Source organism: Sphingomonas sp. SKA58 (assembly GCF_000153545.1).
Classification (GTDB): domain Bacteria; phylum Pseudomonadota; class Alphaproteobacteria; order Sphingomonadales; family Sphingomonadaceae; genus Sphingobium; species Sphingobium soli.
Genome location: NZ_CH959307.1, coordinates 44,000 through 65,101 on the forward strand (window position 1 = coordinate 44,000; position 21,102 = coordinate 65,101).

Sequence of the window (21,102 nt, forward strand, 5' to 3'; positions counted from 1 at the left end):
TGCATGGCCGCGCGCGCCGACGCCCCCTCTCCCCTCGCATGGATCGCCTGGGCGCTGATCCTGATCGGGCTGCCCATGGCGGTGGCCGGATGGGAGACGCGCGGCCGTGACGTGGCGCATGGCCCTGGACCGGTGCGCGGCCGCGTCGCGCGCATCGAGCAACCGCCCAGCCCGCCGCCGCCGGTCGAGCCGGTGGAGGTCTATGCGCTGGAACGGGACGAGGCGCGCCGCTTCAACGCGGCGGTGCCCTTCTCCAAACTGGCCAATCCGGCGGCGCGGCCCTTCGTCTTTGCAGGATCGCCCGAGGATCTGGCGCGGGCGGTCGATTGCCTGGCGGCGGCGCAAATCTACGAGGCGGGCGACGATGCCACAGGCGAGCAGGCGGTGGCACAGGTCGTGCTTAATCGGGTGCGCCATCCCGCCTTCCCCAAGACGGTGTGCGGCGTGGTGTTTCAGGGGCAAGAGCGGCGCACCGGCTGCCAGTTCACCTTCACCTGCGATGGCGCGCTAGCGCGCACCCCGGGCGCTGCGGCCTGGGACCGGGCGCGCGAGATCGCCAGGGAAGCGCTGGCGGGCAAGGTCTACAAGCCGGTGGGATACGCCACCCATTATCATACCGATTGGGTCGTGCCCTATTGGAGCGGCAGCCTGGACAAGATCGCGGTGGTCGGCACGCATCTTTTCTTCCGCTGGCGCGGATGGTGGGGAACGCCGCCCGCCTTTCGCTTCACGCGCGACGGCGGCGAGCCGCTGATCGGCAAGATCGCGAGGCTGTCGCCCGCGCATGTGGGCGGCGAGGTTCCGGTGATGGCGCAGGACGCGCCGGTCGTGACGGCGGGCGGGCTGGAGGCGCTGGTGACGCAGCCGCGCAAGAGCATCGGCGCGGATATGCTGGGCAAGTCGGTCGCGGGCGTGAAGCTGGCGGTGCTGGGGCCGGACGGCAAGAGCTTCCTGGTGGAATTGCCGGGCGGCGGATCGCCCGACGGCTGGCCCGCGCTTGCCCGCACATTCTGCGCCGGGCGGCTGGAATGCCGGATCATGGCGTGGAAGGCGGGCGCAACGCCGGGGAAGCTGCCGCTCACCGACCCGCAACTCGACGCGATGAGCTTTGCCTATATTCACGATGCGGGCAGCGGATTGCAGCGAGCGCTGTGGAATTGCGAACAGACGCCCCGGCCCAAGGAGCAGTGCATGCGGCGGCGGGTGGCGGCGGCGCCCCCTGCCCCACCAACCGATGCCGGCCTTGCCGGCGTGCGCAAGAAGGAGCGCTTCGAAACAGTAACGATCGCGCCGGTGAACCCGCCGCGCGCCCCGCAGTCGCGGCAGGAATAAGTCGGCGATCGCGATGGCGGATCGCACATTCCATATCGTTACGGTATAGCATCACGATAACGCGGGGACATGATGGTCACGAGACGGCATTTTCTGGGGGGATCAGCCGGCGCGGTTGGACTGGCCATGGGCGCGGCGGGAGTGGCGCAGAGCGCGGTCGCGGCAGAGGAGTGGCCGATCGACCCGCCCTTTCGCTTTACCGGCGACATGGATGATTTCGACGCCGCGCAGAGGGCACTGGCGGCGCTCTACGACGTGCGGCGCGACTTCGCGACGTTCGATGCGGCCTATTATGGCGCGATGACCCGGCCGGTAGAGGCCGCCTATCGCGCGCGGTCGCACTGGGTGAACCGCAACCATGCCCTGTTCCTTCGCGGCGGATCGCCGGGCCATCTGCGCGATGCCGAACTGGATACGTCGCGCGCGGCGGTGGCGCAGATGCTGGGCGCGGCGACCGACGAGATCGCCCTGTCGGCCGGGGGCACGGAGGCGCTCTACGCGCTGATCGCCAATTATGCGCCGCTGCGGGCCGGGGATGCGGTGATCTACGCCGATGTCGATTATGACGAAATGCAGTTCGCCTGCGACTATCTGGCGCAAAGCCGCGGCGCGCGGCTGGTGCGGTTCGACCTGCCCGAACCGCAGACCAAGGCCAATATCCTTGCCGCCTATGACAAGATATTGCGGGATACGCCGCGTGCCAAGTTGTTGCTGCTGACCCATTTGTCGAACCGCAACGGGCTGGTGCCGCCTGTCAAGGCGATTGTCGCGATGGCCAAGGCGCGCGGCGTCGATGTGATCCTGGACAGCGCGCAGGCGGTGGGCCACATCCCCTTCACCGTCGCTGACACCGGCGCCGACTTTATCGGTTTTTCGCTTCACAAATGGCTGGCCGCGCCGCTGGGCACAGGTGGCATCTATATCGCCAGGGATCGGTTGAAGGACATCAACCCGTGGCTGGGCAACCGCATCCATGACGCCGACGATATTCGCGCGCGGATTCCGACGGGAACGGTCGATTTCGCCGCCCGGCTGACCGTGCCCGCCGCCATCGCGATGCAGGACGCCATCGACCTGGAGGCCAAGCATCGCCACCTGCTGCGCCTGCGCGATTATTGGGTGGAGCGAGTGCGCGACGTTCCGGGGCTGGAGATCATGCTGCCCGACGAGCCGGGCAGCTATGGCGCGGTGAGCGCATTCCGGCTGCCGGGGATGACGGGGCCGGACGACGCGAAGAAGGCCGCCAAATTGTTCCTCGACAAATATCATTTGCTCGTAGTGGCGAAGGCGGGGCTGGCAAGCGGGCCGGTGCTGCGGGTGACGCCCGCCCTGTTCAACAGCAGCGCGGAACTGGACCGGCTGGTGGGGGCGATTATCGCGGAGCGCGGCCTGTTTGCGTGAAGCGCTGACGAAACCTGGAAAGCGATTGCGCGTTCCCCCTCTTCACAAGTCCCCTGCCCCGGACTATATGGGCGGTTCGCAAGTCGGCGAGTGATGGCCCATGGGCATTATACGCCGCGCCCGGATCGCTCGGGAGCCATGGTCGCGTTGCGCACGATCGGCGGCAGGAATAGGGCGGTTTCATCGGGTTACTCAGACGCTACAGTGCGGATCGGACAGTCCCGGCCCGCACTTTTTTGCGTGGGCTGAATGGGGCGAATCGCTCCCTTCCCGCCCATCGATCGGCTGAATTTTCGCTGCGATGCGGAAAAACGCGACGAACAGACGACCGCTCAGACAGGTACAGGCAGGACACGCATGGCGACCAAGGCTCTTCCCCCCATCAGCAACACCGGCGCGAAGAAGCGCATCCGCAAGGTGTTCGGCGACATCCACGAAGTGGTGCAGATGCCGAACCTGATCGAGGTTCAGAGGGAGAGCTACGAACAGTTCCTGCGGTCGGACCCCAAGATCGGCTATGTTTCGGGCCTGGAAAAGACGCTGCGCAGCGTATTCCCGATCCGCGATTTCGCCGGCACGGCGGAAATGGACTTCGTTCATTACGAACTGGAAGACCCGAAATATGACGTCGAGGAATGCCGTCAGCGCGGCATCACCTACGCCGCCCCGATGCGCGTCACGCTGCGCCTGATCGTGTTCGAAGTCGATCAGGACACCGAAACCCGCTCCGTGCTCGATATCAAGGAGCAGGACGTCTATATGGGCGACATGCCGCTGATGACGGGCAACGGCACCTTCATCGTCAACGGCACCGAGCGCGTGATCGTCAGCCAGATGCACCGGTCGCCGGGCGTCCTGTTCGACCATGATCGCGGCAAGACCCACTCGTCGGGCAAATATCTGTTCGCCGCGCGCGTCATTCCCTATCGCGGGTCGTGGCTGGACTTCGAATTCGACGCCAAGGACATCGTCAACGTCCGTATCGACCGCAAGCGCAAGCTGCCGGTGACGGCGCTGCTCTATGCGCTGGGCCTCAATGCCGAGGAAATCCTGGCGCAATTCTACAACAAGGTGGTGTTCCTGCGCGGCGAAGGCGGCTGGCAAATCCCCTATGTCGCCGAAGCCTGGCGCGGCATGAAGCCGGCCTTCGACATCGTCGATGCCAAGTCGGGCGAGGTCGTGTTCGCCGCCGGCCAGAAGATCAGCCCGCGCGCCGCCAACAAGGCGGAGAAGGATGGGTTGGAAACGCTGCTGATCCCGACCGACGAAGTCTATGGCCGCTACAGCGCCTATGATCTCATCAACGAGAGCACCGGCGAAATCTATATCGAGGCGGGTGACGAAGTTAGCCCGGAGAACCTGGAAAAGCTGGACAAGGCGGGCATCGACCGCCTGGAACTGCTGGACATCGACCATGTGTCGACCGGTCCCTGGATCCGCAATACGCTCAAGGCCGACAAGGCCGAGGATCGCGACCAGGCCCTGTCCGACATTTATCGCGTGATGCGCCCCGGCGAGCCACCGACGAAGGAAACCGCCGAGGCACTGTTCGCCGGCCTTTTCTTCGACCCCGAACGCTATGACCTGTCGGCGGTCGGCCGCGTCAAGATGAACATGCGCCTGGACCTCGACGCCGAGGACACCGTCACCACGCTGCGGACCGAGGATATCTTGGCCGTGGTCAAGGAGCTGGTGAACCTGAAGGACGGCAAGGGCGAGATTGACGATATCGACAATCTCGGCAACCGCCGCGTCCGTTCGGTCGGCGAACTGCTGGAAAACCAGTATCGTGTCGGCCTGCTGCGCATGGAGCGCGCGGTCAAGGAGCGCATGTCGAGCGTCGATGTGTCGACCGTGATGCCCAACGACCTCATCAACGCCAAGCCCGCCGTGGCCGCCGTGCGTGAGTTCTTTGGCTCTTCGCAGCTGTCGCAGTTCATGGACCAGACCAACCCGCTGTCCGAAGTCACCCACAAGCGCCGTGTGTCGGCGCTTGGGCCAGGTGGTCTGACTCGCGAGCGCGCTGGTTTCGAAGTCCGCGACGTTCACCCGACCCATTATGGCCGTATCTGCCCGATCGAAACGCCCGAAGGCCCGAACATCGGTCTGATCAACAGTCTGGCGACGTTCAGCCGCGTCAACAAATATGGCTTCATCGAAACCCCCTATCGCAAGGTGGTCGATGGCAAGGTGTCGGGCGACGTCGTCTATCTGTCCGCCATGGAAGAGGCCAAGCACACGATCGCCCAGGCGAACGCGGAACTGACCGAGGATGGCGGCTTTGCCGAAGACCTGATCTCGGCGCGTGAAGCGGGCGAGTTCCTGATGGCGCCGCGTGATCACATCACGCTGATGGACGTCAGCCCCAAGCAGCTGGTGTCGGTCGCGGCCTCGCTCATTCCCTTCCTGGAAAACGACGACGCCAACCGCGCGTTGATGGGATCGAACATGCAGCGCCAGGCAGTGCCGCTGGTCCGCGCCGAAGCGCCTTTCGTGGGCACCGGCATGGAAGGCACGGTTGCACGGGATTCGGGTGCGGCGATCACCGCCAAGCGCGCGGGCATCGTCGATCAGGTCGATGCGACCCGTATCGTCATCCGTGCCACCGGCGATGTCGAACCCGGCCAGTCGGGCGTCGACATCTACACGCTCCAGAAGTTCCAGCGTTCCAACCAGGACACCTGCATCAACCAGCGTCCGCTGGTGAATGTCGGCGACCTGATCGACGCGGGCGACGTCATCGCCGACGGTCCGTCGACCGAGTTTGGCGAGCTGGCGCTGGGCCGCAATACGCTGGTCGCGTTCATGCCCTGGAATGGCTACAACTATGAAGACTCCATCCTGATCTCCGAGCGGATCGTGAAGGATGACGTCTTCACCTCGATCCATATCGAGGAGTTCGAGGTCATGGCCCGCGACACCAAGCTGGGCCCGGAAGACATCACCCGCGACATCCCGAACGTCGGCGAGGAAGCGCTGCGCAACCTCGACGAAGCGGGCATCGTCTATATCGGCGCCGAAGTGGAGCCGGGCGACATCCTGGTCGGCAAGATCACGCCAAAGGGCGAAAGCCCGATGACGCCGGAAGAAAAACTGCTCCGCGCGATCTTCGGTGAAAAGGCGAGCGACGTGCGAGACACGTCGCTGCGTCTGCCGCCGGGTGTTGCCGGTACGGTCGTTGAAGTGCGCGTGTTCAACCGCCACGGCATCGACAAGGACGAACGCGCCATGGCCATCGAGCGGGAGGAAATCGACCGCCTGGCCAAGGACCGCGAGGACGAACGCGGCATCCTCAACCGCGCGACCTTCAACCGGTTGCAGGAAATGCTGCTGGGCCAGACCGCGTCCGCCGCGCCCAAGGGCGTCAAGAAGGGCGTGGTCATCGACGAAGCCCTGCTGGGCGAAGTCGAGCGCCACGAATGGTGGAAGTTTGCGGTCGAGGACGATCAGCGCCAGGCCGGCATCGAAGCCGTCAAGGCGCAGTATGACGAGGCGGTGAAGCTGATCGTCGAGAAGTTCGAGGATCGCGTCGACAAGCTGCAGCGCGGCGACGAGCTGCCGCCGGGCGTGCTCAAGATGGTCAAGGTGTTCGTCGCGGTGAAGCGCAAGCTGCAGCCGGGCGACAAGATGGCCGGCCGTCATGGCAACAAGGGCGTCATCAGCCGCATCCTGCCGATCGAGGACATGCCATTCCTGGAGGATGGCACGCATGTCGACATCGTGCTCAACCCGCTGGGCGTGCCGAGCCGCATGAATGTCGGGCAGATCTTCGAGACGCATCTGGGCTGGGCCGCGCGCGGCCTCGGCGAGCAGATCAAGCATGCGCTGGAGGACTGGCGCGAGGCCAATCCGAACGCGGAAGCCGGCGCGATGCCGGACGCGGTCAAGCAGCGCCTGCTCGACGCCTATGGCGAGCAATATGTCGATCAGATCGAACGGCGCGACGCCGGGCAGATCATCGACCTGGCCGAACATCTGGGCCGCGGCGTGCCGATGGCGACGCCGGTGTTCGACGGTGCGCGGGAAGCCGACGTGTCGCGGATGCTGGAAATTGCCGGGCTGGATTCTTCGGGCCAGTCGGACCTGTATGACGGCCGCACGGGCGACAAGTTCGACCGCAAGGTCACGGTGGGCATCATCTATATGCTGAAACTCCACCACCTGGTCGACGACAAGATCCACGCGCGCTCGATCGGCCCCTACAGTCTCGTCACCCAGCAGCCGCTGGGCGGTAAGGCGCAGTTCGGTGGCCAGCGCTTCGGGGAAATGGAAGTGTGGGCGCTCCAGGCCTATGGCGCCGCCTACACGCTTCAGGAAATGCTGACGGTGAAGTCCGACGACGTGGTCGGCCGCACCAAGGTCTATGAGGCGATCGTCAAGGGCGACGACACGTTCGAGGCCGGCATTCCCGAAAGCTTCAACGTGCTCGTCAAGGAAATGCGCTCGCTGGGCCTCAACGTCGAACTCGCCGCAATGGACGAGGTCGAGGACGACGACGGCATGGCGCAGGCGGCGGAGTAAGGTTGGTCGGGGCGTTGCACGTCGCAGCGCCCTCTCCTGCTTCGCCACAGAATTTTACCCTCTAGAGGGACTGATAAAAAATGAACGAACTGACCAACTTCGCCAACCCGGTCGCCAAGCCGGAAACCTTCGATCAGATCCAGATCGGCCTTGCCTCGCCCGAGCGCATCCGCAGCTGGTCCTTTGGCGAGATCAAGAAGCCGGAAACGATCAACTATCGCACGTTCAAGCCCGAGCGCGACGGCCTGTTCTGCGCGCGCATCTTCGGTCCGATCAAGGACTATGAGTGCCTGTGCGGCAAGTATAAGCGCATGAAGTATAAGGGCATCGTCTGCGAAAAGTGCGGTGTCGAAGTTACCGTGTCGAAGGTCCGCCGTGAGCGGATGGGCCATATCGAGCTGGCGGCGCCCGTCGCGCACATCTGGTTCCTGAAGTCGCTGCCCAGCCGCATCGGCCTGCTGCTCGACATGCAGCTCAAGCAGCTGGAGCGCGTGCTCTATTTCGAGAGCTACATCGTCACGGAGCCGGGCCTGACGCCGCTGGAGAAGTTCCAGCTGCTGACCGAGGACGAGCTGCTCGACGCGCAGGACGAATATGGCGAAGATGCCTTCTCCGCCGGGATCGGCGCCGAAGCGGTCAAGCAGATGCTGATGGACCTCGACCTGGAAGGCGAGAAGCAGATCCTGCTTGAGGAACTGGCGACGACCAAGTCGGAGCTGAAGCCCAAGAAGATCATCAAGCGTTTGAAGGTCGTCGAGAGCTTCCTGGAATCGGGCAACCGCCCCGAATGGATGATCCTGGACGTCGTGCCGGTCATTCCGCCGGAATTGCGCCCGCTGGTTCCCCTGGACGGCGGCCGTTTCGCGACGTCGGACCTCAATGACCTGTATCGCCGCGTCATCAACCGTAACAACCGCCTCAAGCGCCTGATGGAGCTGCGCGCGCCGGACATCATTGTCCGCAACGAAAAGCGCATGCTGCAGGAAGCGGTCGACGCTCTGTTCGACAATGGCCGCCGTGGCCGCGTCATCACCGGCGCGAACAAGCGTCCGCTGAAATCGCTGTCCGACATGCTCAAGGGTAAGCAGGGCCGCTTCCGCCAGAACCTGCTCGGCAAGCGCGTCGACTATTCGGGTCGTTCGGTCATCGTGACCGGTCCCGAGCTGAAGCTGCACCAGTGCGGCCTGCCCAAGAAGATGGCGCTCGAGCTGTTCAAGCCCTTCATCTACGCCCGCCTCGACGCCAAGGGTCTGTCCATGACCCTGAAGCAGGCGAAGAAATGGGTCGAGAAGGAGCGCAAGGAAGTCTGGGACATCCTGGACGAGGTGATCCGCGAGCATCCCGTCATGCTGAACCGCGCGCCTACGCTGCACCGTCTTGGCATTCAGGCGTTCGAACCCGTACTGATCGAAGGCAAGGCGATCCAGCTTCACCCGCTCGTCTGCTCGGCCTTCAACGCCGACTTTGACGGCGACCAGATGGCCGTGCACGTTCCGCTGAGCCTTGAGGCGCAGCTGGAAGCGCGCGTGCTGATGATGTCGACCAACAACATCCTTTCGCCCGCAAACGGCAAGCCGATCATCGTTCCCTCGCAGGACATGGTGCTGGGCATCTATTATCTGTCGATGGAGCGTGAAGGCGAGCCGGGCGAAGGCATGCTGCTGGCTGACATGCAGGAAGTCCACCAGGCGCTCTACGCCAAGGCGGTGACGCTGCATTCCAAGATCATCAGCCGCGTTCCGCAGACGGACGAGGATGGCAATCAATATATGAAGCGGTATGAGACCACGCCCGGTCGCATGCTGCTGGGCGAATGCCTGCCCAAGTCGCATCGCGTGCCCTTCGACGTCGTCAACCGCCTCCTCACCAAGAAGGAAATCGGCGACGTTATCGACCAGGTCTATCGTCACACCGGCCAGAAGGACACGGTGCTGTTCGCCGACGCCATCATGGCGCTGGGCTTCCGTCACGCGTTCCAGGCCGGCATCAGCTTCGGCAAGGACGACATGGTCATCCCCGACAGCAAGGTGACGATGGTCGACGAGACCAAGGCGCTGGTGGCCGATTATGAGCAGCAATATCAGGACGGCCTGATCACCCAGCAGGAAAAGTACAACAAGGTGATCGACGCCTGGTCGCGTTGCGGTGATCAGGTCGCCAACGCAATGATGGACGAGATCAAGGCCCAGCCCAAGGACCCCAAGACGGGCCGGATGGCGCCGATCAACTCGATCTACATGATGGCGCATTCCGGTGCGCGTGGCAGCCAGGCGCAGATGAAGCAGCTGGCGGGCATGCGCGGCCTGATGGCCAAGCCGTCGGGCGAGATCATCGAAACGCCGATCATCTCGAACTTCAAGGAGGGCCTCACCGTCCTTGAATATTTCAATTCCACCCACGGCGCCCGCAAGGGTCTGGCCGACACCGCGCTCAAGACGGCGAATTCGGGCTATCTGACCCGCCGTCTGGTCGATGTCAGCCAGGACTGCACCGTCGTCGAGGAAGATTGCGGCACCGAAAAGGCGCTGGAGATGAAGGCGATCGTCCAGGGCGGCAGCGTCATCGCGTCGCTGGGTGAGCGCATCCTGGGCCGCACCACGGCCGAGGATATCGTTGATACCAAGGACAATAGCGTGGTGATCCCGATCGGCACGCTGCTGGACGAAGCGATGATCGCGCAGATCGAGGCGATCGGCACGCAGGCGGTGAAAATCCGCTCACCCCTGATCTGCGAAAGCAAGATGGGTGTGTGCGCCAAGTGCTACGGCCGTGACCTGGCCCGTGGTACGCCGGTCAATATCGGCGAAGCGGTCGGCGTCATCGCGGCGCAGTCCATCGGTGAACCGGGCACGCAGCTTACCATGCGGACCTTCCACATCGGCGGCGCGGCGAACTTCAACGAAACGTCGAACCTGGAAAGCGTGGCGGACGGCACGATCGAGCTGCGCGACATGCCGACCATCACCGACAAGAATGGCCGTCGCCTGAGCCTCGCCCGCAACGGCGAGATCGCGATCATCGACAGCGAGGGCCGCGAACGCGCGACCCATCGCCTGCCCTATGGCGCGACCATCCTGTTCGAAAATGGCGCCGCGGTGGCCAAGGGCGACCGGATTGCCGAATGGGATCCGTTCACCATGCCGGTCATCACCGAAAAGCCGGGCATCGTGAAGTATCAGGACCTGATCGACGGCAAGACGCTGACCGAACAGACCGACGAAGCGACGGGCATCGCCCAGCGCGTCGTCACCGAACATCGCGGATCGGCCCGGTCGAAGGAGGATCTGCGTCCGCGCCTGACCCTGCTCGACGACCAGTCCGGGGAAGCTGCCCGCTACATGCTGGCGATCGGCGCGACCCTGTCGGTCGACGATGGGGCGCAGGTGCAGGCCGGTGACGTGCTGGCGCGTGTCAGCCGTGAAGCGGCCAAGACCCGCGACATCACCGGCGGTCTGCCGCGCGTCGCCGAGCTGTTCGAAGCGCGCAAGCCCAAGGACAACGCCATCATCGCCAAGGTGTCGGGCCGCGTCCAGTTCCTCAAGGATTACAAGGCGAAGCGCAAGATCGCCATCAATCCCGAGGATGGCGGCGAGCCGGTCGAGTATCTGATCCCCAAGAGCAAGGTGATCGACGTTCAGGAAGGCGACTATGTCAAGCGTGGCGACAACCTGATCGGCGGTTCGCCCGACCCGCATGACATTCTGGAAGTTCTCGGCATCGAGCCGCTGGCCGAATATCTGGTCGCGGAAATCCAGGAAGTCTATCGCTTGCAGGGCGTGAAGATCAACGACAAGCATATCGAGACGATCGTTCGTCAGATGCTGCAAAAGGTCGAGATCACCGTGTCGGGCGATACCACCTTGCTGGTGGGCGAGCAGGTCGACCGCGAGGAGATGGACGAAGTGAACGCCAAGCTGGGCGCTGGCATGCAGCCGGCCGAAGGCAAGCCGGTGCTGCTGGGCATCACCAAGGCGTCGCTGCAGACGCGCTCCTTCATCTCGGCCGCGTCCTTCCAGGAAACCACCCGCGTCCTTACCGAAGCGGCGGTCCAGGGCAAGAAGGACACGCTCGTGGGCCTTAAGGAGAATGTCATCGTCGGCCGCCTGATCCCGGCGGGCACGGGCGCTGGCATGAACCGGATGCGGGTCGCCGCCTCGTCGCGTGACGCGGCGCTGCGGGCCGCGCTGCGGGTGTCGAACGAAGCGCATCTGATCGCGCCCAAGACCGCTGCCGAGGAACATGCCGCCGAACTGGCGCAGGGTCCTGAAGCGGCGATCGGCAATGATCCGCTGGCGATGGTCGAAGGGGAAGCCCACGGCACCGATGCCGATGCGGGCGATTACCTGCAGCAGAGCGACGAGGGCTGAGCCCTTTGAAAATGCCGGGGCCGCACCTATCTAGGGTGCGGCTCCCAAGCCCCCGCGCCGTCACAGGCGCAAAAAGAGCCCGCCGATGCAGCAATGCGCCGGCGGGCTTTTCTTATGCGCCTCAGTCAAGTGTCAGCGGTCGAGCCGGATGTCGTCGAAATAGACGGTCTGGTGGCCGCTGGGATCAGCACTGCGATAGCTGCCAAGCTCAAATCCAAGTTTGGAACTGACGCCGTAGCGCGCGGGATCAAAGCCCCATTCGACGGGCCGGTCGAACTTCTTGACGTCGTTCAGCCAGAAGCCGACGCGCCCGATCATCTCGCCATTCCGGTCATCCGATTGCAGGACGAAGGAATAGTCATTCCACTGCCCCTTGCGCACCTGTCCGCGGAACAGCACGCCCGCGTCCCGTTTGTCATAATATTTGAGGTTCTGCGCGTCGGGGCTGCGGGCGACGATGATGAACTCCTCGACGCCGGACGATTTATTCTTGCGCCGGGATTGCGGGACGATGCGCAGCGACAGGATCGGGCCGCCGGGGTTGACGCTCTTGACCTTGTTCACCTTCCCCTTTTCCTTGGGCTGGAAAATCTGGAAATGGATCATTTGGTGCGGGGGCGTGTCATAATCCTCGCCCAGCTTCATGGCGAAACGGATGCGCGTCACCCGATCGTCGCCAATGACCATCCGCCCCTGCTCACCACCCGGCAGCGGTTTATAATGGGACCAGAAGCTGTACATGATCTTGTTTTTCGCCGCGCCCTTGGCGCTGGGATCCAGCGAAACGCGCAGGCAGCTAGGCGGCGTATGACAGGCTTGAGAAACGAGTTGAGGCCGCTCCGCCGCGCGCGTGCCCTTGTCGATGGTGGCGCGAAATTCCTGATTGGTGCGCGGGTCGAGGATGGCGGTCGCACCTTTGGCTTTCATGGCCTGTTGCTGATCGAAATCGAGCGACAGGCGTTGTTGGGGTTGCGCGGAAGCGTTTGCAGCGGCCAGCCAGCCTGCTGTTACAACACTGACGCATGTAAGCAGAGGGTGCAAAATGTTCATCCTTATGCAATTCCCTCAGATAACGGCGCACGAGGCTGTTTGCTCCGGAGAGACCCGATTCAAGCTGCAGCTAACTTTGCGACCACCTCATCCAGATCTCCGATCCTGTATCGTGAAAATGACCGCGCACCTGAAATTTGCTCCATCGCGACACCATGAACTCTTTGATCAAGCCGCTTCGCTTGCGCGATCAGATCGAAATTGCGATTTATCGATGATCCCCGCGAGAATATGTCAATTCGCGCATGGATTTGATCCAGCAAAACCAACAGATGAAATGCAGATCCTTCGAAGCCCGCTATTCGTTCCGCATCAGATAATATTTTAACCTGCTGATCAAGGCTATGTTCTTGTGCATGAAAAATAGTCCAACCATTCAAAGCCAAGACTGCTTCAATATCTGTTTCGTTGTCTATCCCTCCCAAATCGGCCGCCAACTTGGAGCGCGATAACCAAATCCACCTGCCGCTTATCGGCTGCCATTCGACCTTGCCGAGAAATCGTTCATGATAGGGCCTGAAATAGTTCCCTATGGAAAATCCACAATTTCCTACGACCAAAGATCGCACCCTAGCCGGTTCAGTTACGAAGATATGTCGATTTTGAACACCTAGAATTCGAAAGATATCTTGGTGCCACGGCTTCATTTCCCGCTCCTTGACCCACAGCAGGGGGGGCATCCGGACATTGCGGCAGAACATGCAGACGGGATAACGATTCCAACAGAAAATGACCAAAGTGATTATAAAGATACCCGGCGAATATGGCTTGCTCACCAATCGTGCCATCCGCGGCCGACGTGGGCGCACGGGGGCGATATACAAATCGCCTGTCCCCTCTAAAAAATGCACTTTGGTCCACATAGTCGCCGTTTCCGTCGAACGCGCCACCTATCATTGCTCCCGGAGGCCCGTCCTTCTTAACCCGAACCGGAACCAAAGTAGCGTCAGATATCGTGGTAAATTGGGTCATCAAATTTCCATCAAACTGGGCACATTGAGCGACTGCACTATCCAATGACAATTCAGCAGATTGGTCGTGACATCACATCAGCAATCGGACGCAAGGGAATGCGAGAGCCCTTCACAATTTGGATGGAAAATGTGAGCCAGATTGGCCTAGCTACCATCTTCGTAGCGCTTCTACGCAGAAAGCAACTGGAATTCCCGCCGTGTCTCATTTACGCCTTAGCCGATCTAAGCTGGAGAATGGTCTTTGACGAACTTTATCGTTCATATCGGTGATGGCAAGTGCGGGAGTTCCGCCATTCAAGCTGCGCTGTTCGACGCGCAAGCCGCTCTGAAGGACGCAGGGATCGGCTATTATTCGCACCACAGAACGAGCGGAAACTTTTGTCTCGGAACGTTGGTCGGAAAATCAACTCGAGGAAATGACGCACAGCAACGGAAATATGCCTTAAAAGCAATTGATGAATTGAAAATAATATCTAAGTCTGTTGATTATATCGTCATTTCTTCGGAATCTTTTTTAAGCATTGAGCCTAATGACATAATTGAATTGCTCAAGTCCATTGATCCAGCGCCAAGACAAGTCGACGTTATATCCTATGTTAGAGACCCTCTCGGCATGTATCTGTCACTTGCACAACAGTCCATAAAGGCCAGTTATCGCTTTCCTCGGCCGGATCGATACATCCGTCCGATTGATCGGTATCTTGCTTCGTGGCAATGTCATCCTGAGGTTAACAGCCTCAACGTCCGCATGTTCGATCGCAAACATCTTGTCGAGGGCAATGCCGTCGCCGACTTCGAATTACTGTTACGCGACTTGACCGGGAAGGTCGAAATCGAACTCGAACATATTAATGAAAATACCTCTCTGTCGAGTGAACAGATGGTTGTCCTCCAGGATTATCGCAGCCGATTTTGCAGAGAAATCGAAGGGAAATCGGCGGCTGGAAGTTCACGACTGATCGAGATGTTCACAGCCATGAACGCCAGTGGACTGGTAGGCTCTAAACCAGCACTTAATGAGCGAGCGGCGCAATTGGTCTTGAAAGGCAACGACGATATCATCAGCAGGATCAATCATCGATATAGACTGTCGATAAACTGTCCAAAATCCATAGAAGTGCCAAGCAGTGATACAGATTGGAGTAAGATCTCAAGCATTTTGACGCCTATCGAAACGGACTATCTGCACCACCTCAAAATGTTCATACCTGATTTCAACCCCAGCCTTCGCAGGGGAGACTTCTCGAGGGTCGATCGATCAAAAGACAAGCTCAGGGAGATGCAGCCAGGCAAAATGTATGCGATAGAGCGCGCAGCAGAGGTCTATTGGATCGCAGAAAGTATCAGCGGATTGCTAGCACCCTACAGTGCTGTTCGCTAAGCGGCGTCAACCATTGAAGCAGCCAAAATACGTCCGTAGCATAGGCTAGATTTACCTCGCCTCAATCCGCGCCCGCCAGCAGGCGATGCCTTCTGTTTCCAGTTCTGGACGATCAATCATATATTCCGCAACAACAAATCCGTCGCGGGTGTAGAAATCGACGTCATCGCCGGGGAAAGCCTTACCCCAGCGGGCCGTGTAGCTGTAGCGGTTGTGGATGATGAAGCGCCCCCTGCCCTTGGTGCGGCCTTCATGATGGATGACGGTAGAGCCGGCGGCATATTCGAAGACATGGCGACCGTCGCCCAGGCGATAGCATAGGTCGATATCTTCCTGTCCGTTGATGAAGATCGGGTCGAACCCGCCGACCGCGGCGAAATCGGCGGCGCGCATCGCGAAGCAGGCGCCGGTGATCGCGCGGAAGCGGCGATTGTCCGCGACCAGCGGTGACCCCGCATCCTCATCGACATAGATGGGGTAGCCAAGCGGCGTCTTGCCGGAGAACACCACGCCGACGCACTGTACCTTGCCATCGGGGTAGAGCAGCTTGGGCTGGCTACCCATGACTTCGGGATCAGCGAGGGGCGCCAGCAAAGGCTCCAACCAGCCGGGCTGCACTTCCGTATCATTGTTGAGGAAGATGATGCGGCCGCCCTGCGACGCGGCAAAGCCGACATTGTTGCCGAGCGAGAAGTTCAGATTGTCAAAATTGTGGATGACGCTGATGCGCCCGTCCCGTTCCGCCCACTGGTCGAGCAGGCCCGACGTTTCCTCGTCGCTGCCGTTGTTGACCATGATGATCTCGACCTTGGCGCGGCCGCACTGGCGCACCAGCGCGTTGAGGCATTTATTGGTCAGCGAATATTGATTGTAGACGCACACGATGATCGACACCAGGTCGGGGTCGCGCTGCGGCGCGTTGCTGCGCAGGCTGTGCCAGTCGATCATCGTCTGGTTGAGCGACAGGAAGCGGCGTTCCGGCCCGACGCGATGCACGCTGGCGTCCACAGGCTCGCCCACCGGCGCGTCGCGCCAGGCTGGACGGGTGGCGACGGCATCCTCCTCATAGGCCTTGGCGGCGAGCGCGCGCAGCTGCTTCATCTTGCCGGATCCGAAGGCCGCCTTCACCTTGCGCGCATAATCGGGATGCCGCTGATGGACGATTTCCATCGCCGTCTTGATGAGGCCATCCTTTTCCGCGCCGAAACTGGCGGTGCGCTGGTGGAAGACATAGGCGTGGGGCGAAATGAAATTTTTCCACCCGGCCTTGATCGTGCGCATGCAGAAGTCGTTTTCCTCGCCATAGCCGCGAGGAAAAGCCTCTTCGTCGAACAGGCCGATATGATCCATCAGATCGCGGCGGATATACATGCAAAAACCGTTGCCGGTCGGCACGTCGATCGGATCGGATTCCTGCGTGAAGCTGATGATCCGGTGCGCCCATTCGTCATGCGACAGGCCTTCGGGGCGGGGATTGACGATGTTGGGCGTGGGGAAGGAAAAACTGCCTGAATTGTCTCCCATGGCCGTAACAGTGCCGGCCCTGGGCGTGCCCAGCGCCACCTTGCGCATCCCCTCGATCCAGCCGTCATGGACGATAGTGTCGCTGTTGAGCAGCAGGATATCGTCATCCCCCGCCCAGGCGATGCCGCGGTTGATGGTGCGGGTATAGCCCATATTTTGCGGGTTCACGAGCAGGTTAAAGCCCGGGTTGAGCGCAAAACGATCCAGCAAGGGCTGCACCCGTTCATCGCTGCTGCCATCGTTGATCATCAGCACCCGGTGACGGGTCAGGTCGGTGCGGGTCAGCACAGATTGCAGGCAGCGCTCGACGGCTTCGGGCGCATTATAGACAGGCACGATGATGGTCAGCCGCCGTGTTTCGTCGATGCGCAGCGGCACCGGCTCGTTCAGCATGGTCGAAAGCGCATGCCGCAAATTGTTGCGCAGCACGACCGGCGCGAACTGGCGCAGAATCTTCTCACGACCAGCATCGCCCATGGTCGCAATACGATCGGGATCCTGGCACAGCGTGACGACGCGCGCTAAGACTGCGTCGATGTCCTTATAATCGACGAGGAAACCGCTTTGGTTGTCGTCGATCAGTTCGGGCACCGCGCCCCAGCGGTAGGCGATCACCGGCCGACGCGCGGCCTGCGCTTCCGCCACAGTACGGCCGAAGGATTCGGCGAAATGCGACAGGGCGAGCACGACGTTGAGCTGCGCCATCGCCTCGGCCGGCGTATCGGCATAGCCGGCAAATTCGAGATTGCCCGGCAGGCCGGCAGCCCTGAGTTCGGCAACATAGTCGTTTTCGGGGCCGATGACGCGGAAAAACGCATTGGGCGCCGCCGCTTCCGCGCGGCGCGCGACCTCGACAAAATCGGCGATGCCCTTTTTGGGGATGTTCGAGCTGACGATGCCGAACACGATCCGGTCCTGCACGACATTGGGCATGTCGAGCGCATCGACCTTCGCCACATTGGGCGCGTGGAAACCGCGCTTGCTGCGCTCGAACAGCTTTTGCGTGGCAGCGGAATTGGCGATCACATAATCGGTTTGCTGGAGGATGCGATCGATAATGCCCTTCGCATCCATGCCCATGCGGTTGCACAGATGTTCGTCATGGTCGATCAGTTCGCGCGCATGGATCGCCGTCACCCGCCCTGCCCGGCGCGCCGCGATCAACGGATCGACCAGCACGATCGTATTGCAGTAGACGAGGCTGATATTGCACTGTTCGATGATGTGCGTGAAATCCTCGATAGAGGTTTCGTCAGGCCCCCGGTTCTTGGTCCATTGCCCATAGGGGAAGGCGAACAGGCCGCAGGATTTCGAGCGGAGCAATTCGATATAGTCGGGATTGCCCTCCTTGGGCACGGCGACATAGATGTTAAGGCGCATCTGCCCCAGCGCATCGAGCATGTCGATGAAGCTGCGTTCGCCGCCGAACATATGCGCGTTGACTTCATGGGCGCACAGCAGGACAGACGGCGCGTCCGCGATAACGGGCACGTCCCCCTGCTTCCAGGATGCCGGATCGAGCGCGCGCCGACGCGGACCGAGGCGGCGGTTTTCGCGGTGCCCGTTCTTCACATAATGGAGCAACGGGTTCATGCCCGCCGCGCCCACATCCGGATTCATTTCCAGATAGCCGCTGGTGCTGAACTCGCTCGACGGATCGCGCCGCAGCAGCGATCCCAACCACAGATAATGCGCAGCGGCGTCCACGCCCAAGATCCGGACGTCGGGATAGGTGCGCAGATACCAATCCTCATTGAACAAGGGAGACTGCTTGATCAGCGCCACATGCTCAGCCGGAGCGGCTTCCGCCGGGATCAATTTATGCACTTTGCCCTCGCATTACACAGCAATCAAATTGCGGCCAGCTTGGGCCTATGCCCTAAGCTGCACCCTGAGGCCGGCCCGCTTGCGGCAATAAAATATGTTATCGTCTTGATTGTGTGCTCGCAGGCGCAGCAAAGCAAGGACTAACAGCAAATTAACCTTATTTTATCGGTTCAATCGAGGGTTTTCGGCCTTCGTCGAAGCTATCTAGCGACCGTCTTGTGATGGCAAACCTATTGAAAATGGTGCAGTCGCAATAAGATAGTCAGTACTTACGCCGATAGTGGGAGACGACCGAAAGAGCAGCGCCCGACACCCAATCAATTCGCGTATGAGACTGCCGCAATGAGTATGAAACGAATCACATGCCCAAGGGGTCATAATAGATTCCCAGCCAAAGCATGGATCTGCCGCCAAGAAGCTTTTGAGCCGGGTCAATATGAATGGGCGACCATATGTTCGCGGGAAAATCCGGTCCCCTGGTCAAAAAAGACTTCCAGCCTTCCCCCGTCCTGAGGCATTAAAGCCATGATATCGCAGCTTTTAATTTCAGACATATTATCTATATTGTTAAAATATATTTGTGGATCGTCACCTGTTGAAGTGAGCTTAACCTCTTTTCCTGATGCTGAGACGACCTTCAATTGTGAATTACATCTATATTGCGATGCATCTAGCTCAACCACACGGCCATCTGCATAACTCAGGATCAATTTTTGAATTGTGATATCACAAGGTCTTTCGGCGGGATCAACACGAAAATTGCGCAGATTTACTCGAGGAAATGGAATATGAAAATTACGCTTTCGCTGCATGGAAGTATCAATATTGACTGAAGCCTGTTCGCGTCGATCCGACAATTCGGCGATATTTGTTATCATCACCCCGGACGGCAGCCTGGAATTTTCAATTTTATCCGGTGCCCTGCTTTGGTCATTGGCGGTCAAAATCAGGATTTCGCAGATGTTAGCGATTGTACGCACAGTCGGAGTGTTTTTAATCAGTGCGGGATTATCCAGAAACTCCGTAAAGCGTTTGACGTCGATTACGCTCTCCAGGCCAGAAAACTTATGTACTTCCAGATAGTCTTTGATAAATTGTCCGCCACTCTTCGCTAGGGTAACCTGCCAAGGTGCAGAAGGATGTTGAGGCACTGGCAACTTCAGTTCGACCCCCGGCAGTTTCACGTTCAGGGCGCGATCCTGATAGTGGTCTGGCCATTTTTTGTTTAGATAAGGAATTTCCAACAAATCCGGCCGCAGTGTCATCATGGCTTCAAAGATGAATTTCCGACCACGTCGATCGGCAAGTGACTGCTTCAGCCCGGTGCGTGACGCATATTTAGACGCCAAGGGCGCAAGCCGATAAATGGTTCCCACATTGGCCGCCATCGCCCCGCCCCACCACGGGAGTCGAAAGTCGAAATAATAGAGTTCCGGTAGATCGTTAAGCTCGGCGCCCTGCGCCAATGCCGACTCCATCCATTCGTCATCCAGCGACTGATCATAGTCGACCGCTTCCGGCAGCAGGATACCCATGGGATCATAAACCTGTTGCGGTTCGCGCATGAATTTTCGCGCCACGTCGCGCGATGTGACATCAATCTCGGCGCTGCTTGCCCGCACACGTTTGAAATAGGCATCGAAGTAGCCGACAAGATCAAGGCGCGTCTGCGTTGCCGTGGCCGCCCCTCCGTCCCAAGCGCCAGGCGCCCCTTCATAGCGGAAGGCGTGCCGTCGCAAATCCGTCCAGATCGCATCCATCGGGCGTTCTGTCGCCACCTTGGGCGGTGTGTGGATATTTGTGACGTGTTTGACGCCCGCTTTCTCCGCAACAATTGCGGCGGCGGCAATGTCCGGGTTGTCCGGAAAGCCATATGTGAAGGCTTCAATTCGGTCAGCGATGCGACTCTGCGTCGCGGCGGCCAGCACCAATCGGGAGTCCTCACCACCCGTCAGCGAAATTCGGATGGGCTGGCCGTCCAATCCGGGGAAGTAATCGAGCGAATCGAAATTGTGGATGATCTCCGATATGGACCGGATATAATCGCCCCGCCCCGGCTCTCCCCGCGCGGTGAAAATCGGTGTTCCAGAACGCCGTATATTCAAATCCGAACCTTGTGACCATTGTATCGCAAAGCCAGGCCGCACCATTCGGACGCCCTTCAGGAACGAGCGCTCCGTGAATTTATTGCCCTTTGCGACAAGGTCTGCGATCTGCTGCCAATCGGTTTCCAGCCTGCCCGACCTCGTCAACAGAGGGTTCAGGAACATTTGCCGGTTGGAGGCAGCAAAATAATCTTCGTTGTTCAGATAATAAATCGGTCGTAGGCCGGTAAAGTCCGAGATTACATTTATCGTGTCGCCATTTTCTTCATAGTTTACGGCGCAAAATTCGCCATCGAGATAATCATTTGCTTCAAAAATGCTCCGCTTTTGGAATATGTCGCGGAACAAATCTAGCGTATTTTCACCGCGCGATTTGAGGAAGCAAAAACCTTCATAGGCTATGAACCGCTCGCCAAATTGACCGCTCTTTTCCCCCAAGCCCAGAAAATCATGACTTTCCGTAGACGCAAAATATACATCATCCGCCAAAGACAATATTTTTCGACGATGCGGCTCATACGGAACAAGATGATCGAGCCTCTTGATCAACCGATCGAACAGTGTCTGTTTCGCAAATTTGCTCTTTGCCTTGACGATCAGGAAATGATGCATGTCGGTCC

The 21,102-nt window shown here is 60.0% G+C and carries 9 protein-coding genes; 5 read left to right on the forward strand and 4 right to left on the reverse strand.

Annotated features, from left to right (window positions below; translation table 11 throughout):
* Positions 1-3: 3 nt before the first annotated feature.
* From SKA58_RS09525 to rpoC, 4 genes are all read left to right on the forward strand, one after another.
* Positions 4-1,332, forward strand: a complete 1,329-nt coding sequence (locus SKA58_RS09525; protein ID WP_009822203.1) for a cell wall hydrolase — start codon at positions 4-6, stop codon at positions 1,330-1,332.
* 72 nt (positions 1,333-1,404) lie between these two features.
* Positions 1,405-2,733, forward strand: coding sequence for an aminotransferase class V-fold PLP-dependent enzyme (locus tag SKA58_RS09530; RefSeq protein ID WP_037543316.1), 1,329 nt, complete (start codon positions 1,405-1,407; stop codon positions 2,731-2,733).
* A 357-nt stretch (positions 2,734-3,090) separates the two neighbouring features.
* Positions 3,091-7,254 carry a DNA-directed RNA polymerase subunit beta gene (gene rpoB, locus SKA58_RS09535; RefSeq protein WP_037543319.1) on the forward strand — a complete coding sequence of 1,388 codons (4,164 nt, stop codon included), beginning with the start codon at positions 3,091-3,093 and terminating at the stop codon, positions 7,252-7,254.
* A gap of 80 nt (positions 7,255-7,334) precedes the next feature.
* Positions 7,335-11,621 carry a DNA-directed RNA polymerase subunit beta' gene (gene rpoC, locus SKA58_RS09540; protein WP_009822206.1) on the forward strand — a complete coding sequence of 1,429 codons (4,287 nt, stop codon included), beginning with the start codon at positions 7,335-7,337 and terminating at the stop codon, positions 11,619-11,621.
* Between the two features lie 132 nt (positions 11,622-11,753).
* Here rpoC and SKA58_RS09545 read toward each other — a convergent pair whose 3' ends face one another.
* Complete coding sequence (locus SKA58_RS09545) at positions 11,754-12,548, reverse strand: heparin lyase I family protein (protein ID WP_009822207.1); 795 nt, start codon at positions 12,546-12,548, stop codon at positions 11,754-11,756.
* A gap of 182 nt (positions 12,549-12,730) precedes the next feature.
* On the reverse strand, positions 12,731-13,318 hold the full coding sequence (locus SKA58_RS19480; protein ID WP_232209406.1) for a glycosyltransferase 61 family protein: 588 nt from the start codon (positions 13,316-13,318) through the stop codon (positions 12,731-12,733).
* 568 nt (positions 13,319-13,886) lie between these two features.
* On the opposite strand from SKA58_RS19480, the gene SKA58_RS19855 reads away from it, so the two are divergent.
* Positions 13,887-15,026: a hypothetical protein gene (locus tag SKA58_RS19855; protein ID WP_156784186.1), complete on the forward strand. Its 1,140-nt coding sequence runs from the start codon at positions 13,887-13,889 to the stop codon at positions 15,024-15,026.
* Positions 15,027-15,077: 51 nt separating this feature from the next.
* Here the strand turns inward: SKA58_RS19855 and SKA58_RS09560 are convergent, their stop codons facing one another.
* The gene (locus SKA58_RS09560) at positions 15,078-18,377 is read right to left on the reverse strand and encodes a glycosyltransferase (protein WP_037542916.1); all 3,300 of its coding nucleotides are present in this window, start codon (positions 18,375-18,377) and stop codon (positions 15,078-15,080) included.
* A gap of 431 nt (positions 18,378-18,808) precedes the next feature.
* Positions 18,809-21,094 (reverse strand): asparagine synthase-related protein, encoded by a 2,286-nt coding sequence (locus SKA58_RS09565; RefSeq protein WP_009822213.1) that lies wholly within the window; start codon positions 21,092-21,094, stop codon positions 18,809-18,811.
* Positions 21,095-21,102: the final 8 nt, after the last annotated feature.

What these genes read in the sequence shown, in the direction of transcription:
- SKA58_RS09525 (WP_009822203.1), top strand. Translation starts at nt 4, where the DNA reads ATGGCCGCGCGCGCCGACGCCCCCTCTCCCCTCGCATGGATCGCCTGG.
- SKA58_RS09530 (WP_037543316.1), top strand. Translation starts at nt 1,405, where the DNA reads ATGGTCACGAGACGGCATTTTCTGGGGGGATCAGCCGGCGCGGTTGGA.
- rpoB (WP_037543319.1), top strand. Translation starts at nt 3,091, where the DNA reads ATGGCGACCAAGGCTCTTCCCCCCATCAGCAACACCGGCGCGAAGAAG.
- rpoC (WP_009822206.1), top strand. Translation starts at nt 7,335, where the DNA reads ATGAACGAACTGACCAACTTCGCCAACCCGGTCGCCAAGCCGGAAACC.
- SKA58_RS09545 (WP_009822207.1), bottom strand. Translation starts at nt 12,548, where the DNA reads ATGAAAGCCAAAGGTGCGACCGCCATCCTCGACCCGCGCACCAATCAG.
- SKA58_RS19480 (WP_232209406.1), bottom strand. Translation starts at nt 13,318, where the DNA reads ATGAAGCCGTGGCACCAAGATATCTTTCGAATTCTAGGTGTTCAAAAT.
- SKA58_RS09565 (WP_009822213.1), bottom strand. Translation starts at nt 21,094, where the DNA reads ATGCATCATTTCCTGATCGTCAAGGCAAAGAGCAAATTTGCGAAACAG.